Genomic DNA, 11,127 nt, shown 5'->3' on the forward strand with positions numbered 1-11,127 from the left:
CTGCGCCCGCCCCGCCGGTCAGCGCCGAACCCGCGGCGCCTGCGCCCGAGCCCGCCGAGGCGCCCAAGCCGCAGCCTTAGGCCGCTGCGCGCGACGCGGCGTCTGGCTCATGGACAGGACTGGGCTTTGACCGCATAGGGAGGCTCGTGTCCGAGCCTGCTTCCCCCCTCGCCCGCCGCGCTGACATCGACTGGATCCGTGTCGCGGCCTTCGGCATCCTGATCCTCTACCATGTGGGTCTGGTCTACGCCCCGTGGGACTGGCACGTGCACAGCCCGCACACCTTCGAGTGGCTGCGCTACGCCGCCCTGGTGACCAATCCCTGGCGCCTGACCCTGCTGTTCTTGGTCTCCGGCGTGGCCCTGCGCTTCATGAGCCGCCGTCGCAGCGCCGGCCAGGTGCTGCGCGCCCGGGCCGAGCGGCTGCTGCCCCCCTTCCTGTTCGGGGTCCTGGTGCTGGTGCCGCCACAGTCCTTCACTGAGGCAATGGAGAAGGGCTGGTGGGACGGCAGCTTCGTCGGCTGGTGGCTGCACGAGTTCAGTCCGGCGGGGTTCGCCGACGGCATCCCCCTGAACCACCTGTGGTTCGTCGAATACATCATGGTCTACAGCCTGGCCGCCGTAGTCCTCCTGGCCAGTCCCCGGCTGGTCGAGGCCCTGCAGGCGGCCTTCGAGTGGGTGATCACCGGACCGCGCCTGTTCCTGGCGCCCATCGCCTACCTGGCGGTGACCCGCCAGCTGATGTTCGCCCACCTGGGCATCACCAACCACCTCGACGGCGACTGGTACAATCACGCCATGTCCTTCGGGGTATTCCTCATGGGCTTCGCCCTGGCCCCCAGCGCGAAGGCCTGGGCCGAGTTCGAGCGCTGGCGCTGGCCGGCCCTGGCGGTGGCGGTCCTGGCCCTGCCCGCGCTCATCTGGCTTGAGGCGCATCCGGCGGGCCTCGCCCTCGCCGGCCTGCCCAAGAACCTCGCCTTCGCCATCGACCAGTGGGCCACCATCTGCGCGGTGCTAGGCTTCGCCAGCCGCCACATCCGCGGCGCCGAGGGTCCGGTCCTGCGCTACCTCACCGACGCGGTCTTCCCTTGCTACCTGGCCCACCAGACCATCCTGGTGATCGCCGCCCACCACCTGAAGCCTCTGGACCTGCCCGCCGGGACCGAGGCGGCCCTGCTGGTCAGCATCACTCTTGGCGGCAGCCTCCTGGTCTACGAGATTGTCCGTCGTATCGGACCGATCCGGCCGCTCTGGGGTCTGAAGCCCAGGGCGCGCGGGACCCCAGCCGCAGCGAAGATCGCATGACCGCCTATCCGCCGCCCTTCGCCGCCGAGGCGCCCGCCCGCTACCGCCGTCGCCGCATCCTGCTGCACATCGGGGTGGCCGCGCCGATCTTCGCCTTTGTCGCGGTGCTGATCGCCGTCGCCGCCTATCCCGGCTTCGACCACGCCCGGCAGTTCCTGAGCGACCTGGGCGGCGCCAAGGCCCGCTTCCCGTTCATCTTCAACTTCGGCGTGGCCATTTCCGGCGCCGGGGCCATGGCGGCCGGGTTCGGCTTCGCCCTGGCCGTGGTCGCCCTTGGCGGCTCGCGGATCGCCGCGGCCCTGATCGCCCTCTGCTTCGCCCTGGCGGGCGTCGGCATGATCATCTCCAGCTACTACGTCTATCCGGACCCCCGGCACCTGGCGATCAACCTGGGCCTGGGCATCCAGATCGCCCCGGTCTGCCTGATCTGGGGCCTGTCCAAGGTCGACGGCATGACCCGCCTGCGCTGGTTCCTGGCCGGGGTCTTCGCGGCCATGGCCGTGCTCACCGTCATCACCAAGCACCTGGTGTTCAAGGGCATGGTCAACGACCTCAATGTCGGCTGGTGGGAGCGGGCCTTCGCCATCGTCCTGGTGGGCTGGACCGGGGTCGCCGCCTGGGTCCTGGAACGGCGCCTGATGCACCTCGCCCACGAGGCGGACGCCGACTGAGGCGAAGAGTCTCAGATTTTTTCAAGCGGCGGACATTGATGGACTTTTCGGCCGAGCTTCGCCGTCGCTCGCGATTTCGTGATGAGTTTCAAGGGACAAGCCGACGCTGCGTCGCCCTTGGGCGGCGGAGATCGAAAATGCGGCGCCGGAATGAGAAAATTTCGTTCACAGGCGAGTGATCAAGACGCTTGCTTGTGACCCTCGCATTGCAGCATAACATATCCGTGATCATGGCGTGATCGGTGTGCTGGGCGACGCGGGTGGGCGACGTCGGGGCCGTAGCGCTTCAAAGAGACAACCGGCGGTTCTGATGGACGGCATGAGCCCCCTTGCTGCGCGCATCGACGTCTTCCCGGACCTGCGGGAAGAAGATCGTCGCTGGATGCCCGCGCCAGCCACCCTCGACATGCCGCGCCAGACCCTGGGCGCCGAGGCGGTCGATCACCAGCCGTCGACCTCGCCGGACAATGTCGCCCTTCGGCGCACCATCTTCTTCGCCTGCGCCTTCCTGCTGTCGGGCCTGGCCTTCCTGACGCCCGCGCGGGTCTATGCCGAGGACGGCTTCACGGGTCTTGAGACCCTGGCCCTGGTCCTGTTCGCCCTGCTGATCTTCCCGATCTCCGCCTGGTTCGTCAGCGCGACCGCCGGGGTGATCCTGATGCAGACCCGCGGCGGCGCCGACGAGATGGAGTTCCGCCCCGTCGCCCGTCGGCCCAAGGTGCGCACCGCCCTGCTGATGCCGCTCTACAACGAGGACGCTGAAGCGACCTTTGGGCGGCTGGCGCGCATCGACCAGTCCCTGGCCGAGCTGGACGCCTCCGGCGCCTTCGACATCTTCGTGCTGTCCGACACCACCAAGGCCGCCGTCGCCGAGGCCGAGTGGGACGCCTTCCAGTCGTTCCGCCTCACCGCCCGCGCGCGCACCTATTATCGCCGCCGGCCGAAGAACACCGAGCGCAAGGCCGGCAACATCGCTGACTGGGTCCAGAACCATGGCGGCGCCTACGCCCACATGATCATCCTGGACGCCGACTCCATGATGTCGGGCGAGACCATCCTGCACCTGGTCGACGCCATGGAGCGCAAGCCGGACGTGGGCCTGATCCAGACCACGCCCGCGGTGATCAACGCCGAGACCTTCTACGCCCGCGTCCAGCAGTTCGGCGTGCGCATGTACGGCCGCGTGGCCGCCGCCGGCCTGGCCTGGTGGTCGGGCTCGGAAGCCAGCTACTGGGGCCACAACGCCATCGTCCGCGTTCGCGCCTTCGCCGAATGCTGCGGCCTGCCCATCCTGCCGGGCGCCAAGCCCTTCGGCGGCCACATCATGAGCCATGACGTGGTCGAGGCCTCGATGCTTCGTCGTGGCGGCTGGGGCGTGCACGTCACCGCGGCCCTGGGCGGCTCCTTCGAGGAGACCCCGCCCAACCTGCAGAACTTCCTCAGCCGCGACCGCCGCTGGGCGCAGGGCAACATGCAGCACCTGCAGCTGATCTTCGCGCCGGGCCTGCACTGGGTCAGCCGCCTGCAGATGGTCATCGGCTGCATGGCCTACCTGGCCTCGCCCCTGTGGTTCCTGTCCCTGCTGACCGGCCTGATCATCCAGTTCAACACCCAGCCCAAGCTGGAAGAGATCATGACCCTGCACGGCTGGCGTACGGTCACCGAGCCGCGCCATGACCAGCTGGCCCTGATCTGCATGATGGCGCTCACCTCGACCATGCTGTTCGGCCCCAAGCTCTTGGGCGCCCTCCTGGTCCTGCTGCGCCCGGACGAGCGCCGCACCTTCGGCGGCGCGGCCTCGGTCATGAAGGGCGCCGCCCTCGAGACCGCCATGTCCACCGTGCATGCGCCGATCATGATGGTCAGCCACACCCGCATGGTGCTGGAGATCCTCTCCGGCCGTGACGCCGGCTGGACGACCCAGCAGCGCAACGCCACCGAGCTGTCCTGGGCCGAGGCCTGCCGCGATCACCGCTGGGAGCTGCGCGCCGGCATCGTGTTCGCCGCGGCCCTGCTGGCCCGGCCTGACCTGGCCCTGTTCTTCGCCCCCATCGTCCTGCCGCTGCTGCTGTCGCCGGTCCTGGCCAAGATCACCTCGCGGGCCGATGTGGGCGCCGCGGCCCGCTACGCCGGCTTCCTGCTGACCCCGGAAGAGCTGGGCGAGGCTCCGGTGGCCCTGCGCCGCCGCCGGCCCCTGCGCCAGCGCTTCACCCCCATCACGGTGAGCTTTGGCGGTCCGCATGACGAGGACCTGGTCTCTGTGGCGACCCACGCCCCGGAACTGACCGTGATCGCCGCGCGCGAGCTGTCAGAGCCCCAGCGCACCCACGCCGGGGCCTGATTGGGCGCGCCCGCGGCGTCCGACCGGACGCCATGATCCAGGGCAAATTTGATCTAGGTGAAAATACGTAGGGGAACGGCCCGGATACCGGCCGTTCGGCGAAGGCCTTAGCCATACCGTCATGGCCAAGGAGACGCCGATGTCCATTTCCTACGCGATCGAACCCCGTTCCTCCCACGTTGCGGCGAGCGCGACCGGCGATCTCCTTGACCGCATGGGCGTCCGCATGGCCTTCGCCAAGGACGAGGAAGTCTACGGCCAGGACGAAGACGCCGACCTCATCTACCGCGTGGTCTCGGGCGCCGTGCGCACCAGCCGCGTCATGAGCGACGGCCGCCGCCAGATCGGCGACTTCTACTATCCCGGCGACCTGTTCGGCCTGGAGCCCGGCCCGGAGCATCGCTTCTCCGCCGAGGCCCTGTGCGATTGCGTCATCCTGGTCCTGAAGCGCACGGCCCTGAAGGCCGCCGGCGGCGAGGCCGAACTGGCCAACCTGATCATGGACGCCACCATGCGCGAGCTGCAGCGCACCCAGGAGCACCTGCTGCTGCTGGGCCGCAAGACCGCCTGCGAAAAGGTCGCCACCTTCCTGTCTGAACTGGCCGACCGCCGCGACGCCGACACCGTCGACATGCCGATGTGCCGCCAGGACATGGCCGACTATCTGGGCCTGACCATCGAGACCGTCTCGCGCATGCTGTCCCAGCTGCAGGGCGCCTCCATCGTCGAGTTCCAGGGCTGCCGCCAGTTCCGCATCCGCAACCACGACGCCCTGGCCCGTCTCGCGGCCTAACACCCGCAGGCGGCCTTCAGAGCCGCTCAGGGTCCCCCAAGGAGGTCCAGTCGTGACCTACCGCACGCTTCTCGTTCACGCCCAGCCCCTGGACGCGGCCAAGCCGCGCCTGGCCGTGGCCGCCGCCCTGGCCCGCGACCTGGGCGCCCGCCTCGACGCCCTGAGCGCCGAGGTCGAGCCGAGCCTCGGGGTCGCCGACCCCTATGGCATGCTCCAGGCCGAGTGGTTCAGCGTCATGCAGACCGAGCTGGAGCGGCGCTTCGAACTGTCCCGCGCCCTGTTTGCTGAAGCCGCTGACGGCCTCGAGGGCGAATGGCGCGGCGTCCGCGACCTGCCCACCCGCGCCCTGGCCGGCGCCGCCCTGGCCTGCGACCTGATCGTCGCCGGGGGCGCGCCCCTGGACGACAACGACCTCTACACCGCCGTCGACACCGCCGAGCTGGTGGTGCGCAGCGGCCGGCCCGTCCTGGTCGCCCCGCCCGCCGGCGGCCAGCTGCGCGGCAAGGCGGTCGTGGTCGCCTGGAAGGACAGCCGCGAGGCCCGCCGCGCGGTCGCCGACGCCCTGCCCCTGCTGCAACGCGCCGACCAGGTGGTGGTCTACGAGATCTGCGGCCGCGACGACGCCGAGGGCGCCGCCTTCCGCACCGAGGAGGTGGCCGCCCACCTGCTGCGCCACGGGGTCAAGGCCCGCGCCAAGGTCCGGGCCGGCGACGACGACCGGGTCTGCGACGAGCTGAACATCGAGGCCGAGGCCATCGACGCCGACCTGATCGTCTCTGGCGCCTATGGCCACCACCGCCTGAACGAGTGGGTGTTCGGCGGCGTCACCCGCGGCCTGCTGCGCCGCCCGGAACGCTTTGTCCTGCTCAGCCACTAGCTGGCTTGCACGAGACGCCGTTCCCCCCTACCGGATGACCCCATGTTCGAAGGGACGGTCAGCGGATCCACCGACGTCGGCCTCGTCAGCCTGCTGCGCCGACTGCCGCCCTATGTGGCGGCGCTGGCGGCCTGGGGCCTGTTCCTGGCCCTGAGGGTGGCGCTGGAGCCCACCTTCGGCGTCCATCCCGGTTTCCTGCTGTTTGTGCCCTCCGTGCTGGTCGCGGCCCTGCTGGGCGGCGCGGGTCCGGCCCTGGTCGCCACGGCGCTCAGCCTGGCCGCGGGCCTGGCCCTCACCGGACCCGACCTGATGGCGCGCCCCGCCGACGTCATCGAGACCGCCGTCTTCCTCGTGCTTGGCCCGGCCATCGCCTATGGCGGCTGGCGGGTGCAGCGCGCCGCCCGCCTGGCCGCCCAGGGCCTGAGGGGCCTGGAGGAGCGGGAGGCGCACCTGCAGTCCATCCTGGCCACCGTCCCTGACGGCATGATCGTCATCGACGAGCGCGGCCGCATGTACTCCTTCAGCGCCGCCGCCGAGCGGCTGTTCGGCTGGAAGGCCGAGGAGGTGGTGGGCCGCAATGTCTCCATGCTGATGCCCGCCCCCTACCGCGAGGCCCACGACGGCTATGTCGACCGCTATCTGGTCACCGGTGAGCGGCGGATCATCGGCATCGGCCGGGTGGTGGTGGGCGAGCGCAAGGACGGCTCGACCTTTCCCATGGAGCTGGCGGTGGGCGAGATGCGTTCCGGCGCGCACCGCTACTTCACCGGCTTCGTCCGCGACCTGTCCGAACGCCAGGCCACCGAGCGCCGGCTGCAGGACATGCAGTCCGAGCTGGTCCACGTCTCGCGCCTGACCTCCATGGGCGAGATGGCCTCGGCCCTGGCCCACGAACTGAACCAGCCGCTCTCGGCCATCGCCAACTACATGAAGGGCTCCGTGCGCCTTCTGGAGGCGCCGACCCCGGACCGGGAGAAGATCAAGGGCGCGCTCAACAACGCCAACGAGCAGGCCCTGCGCGCCGGCCAGATCATCCGGCGCCTGCGCGACTTCGTGGCCAAGGGCGAGGCCGACCGCCGCATCGAGAACCTGCACAAGCTGATCGAGGAAGCCGGCGCCCTGGCCATGGTCGGGGCCAAGGAGTTCGGGGTGCGCCTGGCCTTCCGGCTCGATCCCACCGTCGGCGAGGTGCTGGTCGACAAGGTCCAGATCCAGCAGGTCGTCCTGAACCTGATGCGCAACTCCATCGACGCCATGCAGGACAGCGCCCGCCGCAGCCTCGACGTCTCCACCCGCCCCCTGCCCGACGACATGGTCGAGATTTCGGTGGCCGATTCCGGCCCTGGCGTGAGCCCCGAGGTGGCCGACAAGCTGTTCCAGCCCTTCATCACCACCAAGAGCGCCGGGATGGGCGTGGGCCTGTCCATCTGCCGCACCATCGTCGAGGCCCACGGCGGCAAGATCTGGGTCGAGCCCAACCCTGGCGGCGGGGCGGTGTTCCGCTTTACCCTGCGCGCCATACCCAAGGAGGCTTACGCGCCCGATGAGTGACGTGGTGCATGTGATCGACGACGACGAGGCGATGCGCGAGTCCCTGGACTTCCTGCTGGACGCCTCGGGCTTCCGCCCGCGCACCTACGCCGCGGCCGCGGACTTCCTGGCTGTAGCCGACACCGCCGAGCCCGGCTGCATCGTCACCGACATCCGCATGCCGGGCATGAACGGCCTGGAGCTCGTGGGTGAACTTCGCGCGCGGGGCAACTCCCTGCCCATCGTGGTCATCACCGGCCACGGCGACGTGCCGCTGGCGGTCGAGGCCATGAAGGCCGGCGTCGCTGATTTCCTGGAAAAGCCGTTCAGCGACGACGTGCTGCTGGCCACCATCCGGCGCTGTCTGGACGGCCTGGCCCAGAGCGAATCCCACCTGGCCGAGGCCAAGCGGATCAACGAGATCCTGGACCAGCTGTCGCCGCGCGAGCGCGACGTGCTCAAGGGCGTTGTGGCCGGCAAGCCGAACAAGGTCATCGCCCACGAGCTGGGGATCAGCCCGCGCACGGTCGAGGTCTACCGCGCCAACGTCATGACCAAGACCCGGGCCAACGCCGTCTCGGACCTGGTCCGCATGGCCATGGTCGTCGGCCTCTGAGCGATTTGCGCTGAATCAAAGCGGCCCGCCGGGGCTCCTGGCAGGGTCGGCGCCAAATGTCTGCGACGCTCACCATCCTGGCTGATCCGCGCCCGCGCGTCCTGCTCGTGGACGACGATCCGGCGCTGCGCATGTCGCTGGAGTTTTCCCTGGACCTGGAAGGGTTCGAGGTGGTCGCCATGGAGAGCGGCGAGGCCCTGCTGCGGCTCGGGGACCTGCCCCACACCGGCGCCTGCCTGGTGCTGGACCAGAACCTGCCGGGCGTGACCGGGGTCGAGACCCTGCGCCAGCTTCGCAGCCGCGGCGTCGGCCTGCCGGCCCTGCTGATCACCAGCAATCCGCCCCCGGCGGTGCGCGAAGCCGCGAAGCGGGTCGAGGCCCGGATCGTGGAAAAGCCCCTGCTGGGCGACACCCTGACGGCCCACATCACCGCCGCCATCGCCGCGGAGTAAGGGGGCCGCCTTAACGGCCGCCCCCCGATCGTCCTGACTTGAGGTCGTCCCGGCCTCAGATCGCCTTCGAATGCCGGCCCGCCTCGGGCTCGAAATAGGCGTCGAACACCGCGCACACCGACCGCACCAGCAGCCGGCCAAGCTCGGTGATCTGCACGCATGCGCCGTCCAGGCGGACCAGGCCGTCATCCTCGAAGTCGCGCAGCCGGCGCAGGGCCGGGGCCAGGACCTCGACCTCGCGGCCGTGCCGGGCGCACAGCTCGGAGAGGTCGGCCTTCAGGTCGCACATCAACCGCTCGATGATCTCGCCGCGGAACCGGTCCTCGTCGCTCAAGGCCACGCCCCGGGCCGTGGCCAGGCGCCCCTCGGCGATCGCCTTGCGCCAGGGCAGCTCCTGGGCGGCGTTCTGCACGAAGCCTTGCGGCAGGAAGCCGATGGCCGAGGCGCCGACCCCGATCAGGGCGCCGGCGTCATCGGTCGTATAGCCCTGGAAGTTCCGGTGCAGCCGGCCCTCGGCCAGGGCGATGGCCAGCTCGTCTCCCGGCAGGGCGAAGTGGTCGAGGCCGATCCGAACATAGCCGGCCGCGATCAGGCGTTCAGCCGCAGCCTCGCTCTGGTCCAGCCGCTCCATCGGCCCCGGCAGGGCCGCCTCGTCGATCAGCTGCTGGTGGGCCTTCATCCACGGTACGTGCGCATAGCCGAACAGGGCCAGGCGCTCGGGCCGCAGGCCGATGATCCGGTCCAGGGTCTCGACCATGTTGATCGAGGTCTGGTGCGGCAGGCCATACATCAGGTCGATGTTCACCGAGCCGACGTCCACCTCGCGCAGCCAGGAGACGCAGCGGGCCACCTCCTCGTAGCTCTCCTTGCGGTTCACCGCCGCCTGCACCTGGGGCGACAGGCTCTGCACCCCCAGGCTGGCGCGGTTCAACCCGTGACGGCCGGCGGCCTGCACCCAGTCGCGGGTCAGGGTGGCGGGGTCCAGTTCGGCGGCGACCTCGGCGTCGTCGCGCAGGGCGAAGGTCTCGGCGATGGCCCCGAACAGGATCTCCATATCGTCCGGCGACAGCATGTTGGGCGTGCCGCCGCCCAGGTGCACCGCCTTGGCCGGCCGGGTCGCGCCCAGGGCCTTGCGCACCAGGCCCAGTTCCTCGACCAGCAACTTGGCGTATTCGGAGACCGGCTCGTGCCGGTTCACCGCCCGGGTGCTGCAGCCGCAGAACCAGCAGAGCCGGCCGCAGAACGGGATGTGGGCATAGACCGACACCGCCTCATCCGCCGGCAGGGCCGCCAGCCAGGCCTCATAGGTGGCGACATCCACGCCGGGATTGAACTGCACGGCGGTGGGATAGCTGGTGTAGCGCGGCGCGCGGCCGTCATACTTCTCGACCAGGGCCATCAGGTCCGGACGGGTCACCTGCGGCGGATGCGCGGCGTACATGGGGAAAGCTCCAGATTGGCGTCTGGAGCCTTAGTGGCGCCGGCGGGCGCGCAGTGCGGTGATTCAGATCAAAAGCCATGCTGCGCAAGGCTGTCATCCCGGTTTCCCCGCAAGGGGAAGGCCGGGACCCATAGACACCGATCTATCAGGAAAACCCGCGCGTCTGGGTCCCGGACAAGCGCTGCGCGCTTTCCGGGATGACACCATCGTTACAGCGGCCCGTCGTCCTGGTCAGTCGTCAGGATCCGCGCGGCGTCGCCCTGCGGGTCCTCGTACTGGCCGCTGCGCATGGTCCACCAGAAGGCGCCCAGCCCGACCAGGGCCAGGAAGATCGACATGGGGGCGAGCATCAGGAAGATGTTCATGCGCCTCGGCCTCCGATCCGCATCCGCAGGGCGTTCAAGGTGACCACCAGGGACGAGCCCGACATCGCCAACGCCGCGACGAAGGGGTTGATCAGTCCCAGCATGGCCGCCGGCGCGGCGATCATATTGTACAGGGCGGCGAACCCGAAGTTCTCCAGCGCCCGGGCGCGCGCCTGGGTGGCGGTCTCCAGGGCGGCGGTGACGGCGGACAGGCCCTCGCCGGAGAACACCAGGTCCGCGGCGTTCTGGCTGGCGCTCAGCGCCGAGCCCGGCGCCATGGCGGCATGGGCCTTGGCCAGGGCCGCAGCGTCGTTCAGGCCGTCACCGACCATCAGCACCTTGCGGCCCCGCGCCTGCAGCCGCTCCACAGCCTCGGCCTTGTCGGAGGGCGACAGGGCCGCGCGCCAGTCCTCGACCCCCAGGGCCTTGGCGACGGCCGCCACCGGCCCCGGCAGGTCGCCGGAGAGGATCTCCACCCCCAGGCCGCGGGCCTTCAAGGCGGCGATGGTCGCCGCCGCGTCGGGACGCAGGCTGTCGGAGAAGCGGAAGCGGACCTTGGTGTCGCCGACGAAGCCGAACCAGATCTCGGTCTCGCCGCCTTGGCCCTCGCCGACGCCGACAAAGGCGGCCCGGCCCAGGCGGGCGCGGCGGCCGTCGATCCAGCCTTCAACGCCCTGGCCGGAGGTCTCGGTGACCTCGGTGGCCAAGGGGCAGGGGCCGGCCTCGGCCGCCAGGGC

At 70.2% G+C, this 11,127-nt stretch carries 11 protein-coding genes; 8 read left to right on the plus strand and 3 right to left on the minus strand.

Annotation, left to right across the window (positions count from 1 at the left end; translation table 11 throughout):
- The first annotated feature begins 146 nt into the window (after positions 1-146).
- From ACFQ27_RS19720 to ACFQ27_RS19755, 8 genes are all read left to right on the plus strand, one after another.
- Positions 147-1,304, plus strand: coding sequence for an acyltransferase family protein (locus ACFQ27_RS19720; RefSeq protein ID WP_377354776.1), 1,158 nt, complete (start codon positions 147-149; stop codon positions 1,302-1,304).
- The gene (locus ACFQ27_RS19725; protein ID WP_374343363.1) at positions 1,301-1,975 is read left to right on the plus strand and encodes a DUF998 domain-containing protein; all 675 of its coding nucleotides are present in this window, start codon (positions 1,301-1,303) and stop codon (positions 1,973-1,975) included. The genes ACFQ27_RS19720 and ACFQ27_RS19725 overlap by 4 nt, the downstream gene beginning before the upstream one ends.
- Before the next feature lie 319 nt (positions 1,976-2,294).
- On the plus strand, positions 2,295-4,316 hold the full coding sequence (gene mdoH / locus ACFQ27_RS19730; RefSeq protein WP_377354777.1) for a glucans biosynthesis glucosyltransferase MdoH: 2,022 nt from the start codon (positions 2,295-2,297) through the stop codon (positions 4,314-4,316).
- A 139-nt stretch (positions 4,317-4,455) separates the two neighbouring features.
- Positions 4,456-5,109 carry a helix-turn-helix domain-containing protein gene (locus ACFQ27_RS19735; RefSeq protein ID WP_374343367.1) on the plus strand — a complete coding sequence of 218 codons (654 nt, stop codon included), beginning with the start codon at positions 4,456-4,458 and terminating at the stop codon, positions 5,107-5,109.
- Positions 5,110-5,161: 52 nt separating this feature from the next.
- On the plus strand, positions 5,162-5,986 hold the full coding sequence (locus ACFQ27_RS19740) for a universal stress protein (protein ID WP_377354778.1): 825 nt from the start codon (positions 5,162-5,164) through the stop codon (positions 5,984-5,986).
- Positions 5,987-6,028: 42 nt separating this feature from the next.
- Positions 6,029-7,537 (plus strand): PAS domain S-box protein, encoded by a 1,509-nt coding sequence (locus ACFQ27_RS19745; protein WP_377354779.1) that lies wholly within the window; start codon positions 6,029-6,031, stop codon positions 7,535-7,537.
- Positions 7,530-8,132: a response regulator FixJ gene (fixJ, locus tag ACFQ27_RS19750; RefSeq protein ID WP_374343373.1), complete on the plus strand. Its 603-nt coding sequence runs from the start codon at positions 7,530-7,532 to the stop codon at positions 8,130-8,132. Before ACFQ27_RS19745 ends, fixJ begins: the two co-directional genes overlap by 8 nt.
- Positions 8,133-8,188: 56 nt before the next feature.
- A complete protein-coding gene (locus tag ACFQ27_RS19755; RefSeq protein WP_374343375.1) occupies positions 8,189-8,584 on the plus strand; it encodes a response regulator in 396 nt (131 codons plus the stop codon).
- Positions 8,585-8,639: 55 nt separating this feature from the next.
- Here the strand turns inward: ACFQ27_RS19755 and hemN are convergent, their stop codons facing one another.
- The 3 genes from hemN to ACFQ27_RS19770 form a co-directional block, all read right to left on the minus strand.
- The gene (hemN, locus tag ACFQ27_RS19760) at positions 8,640-10,025 is read right to left on the minus strand and encodes an oxygen-independent coproporphyrinogen III oxidase (RefSeq protein ID WP_377354780.1); all 1,386 of its coding nucleotides are present in this window, start codon (positions 10,023-10,025) and stop codon (positions 8,640-8,642) included.
- A 209-nt stretch (positions 10,026-10,234) separates the two neighbouring features.
- Positions 10,235-10,390 carry a cbb3-type cytochrome oxidase assembly protein CcoS gene (ccoS, locus tag ACFQ27_RS19765; protein WP_374343379.1) on the minus strand — a complete coding sequence of 52 codons (156 nt, stop codon included), beginning with the start codon at positions 10,388-10,390 and terminating at the stop codon, positions 10,235-10,237.
- Positions 10,387-11,127: HAD-IC family P-type ATPase (locus ACFQ27_RS19770; RefSeq protein WP_377354781.1), on the minus strand; the 741-nt coding region annotated here is incomplete at its 5' end. The genes ccoS and ACFQ27_RS19770, both read right to left, overlap by 4 nt.

This window comes from Phenylobacterium conjunctum (assembly GCF_042679085.1).
Classification (GTDB): Bacteria; Pseudomonadota; Alphaproteobacteria; order Caulobacterales; family Caulobacteraceae; genus Phenylobacterium; species Phenylobacterium conjunctum.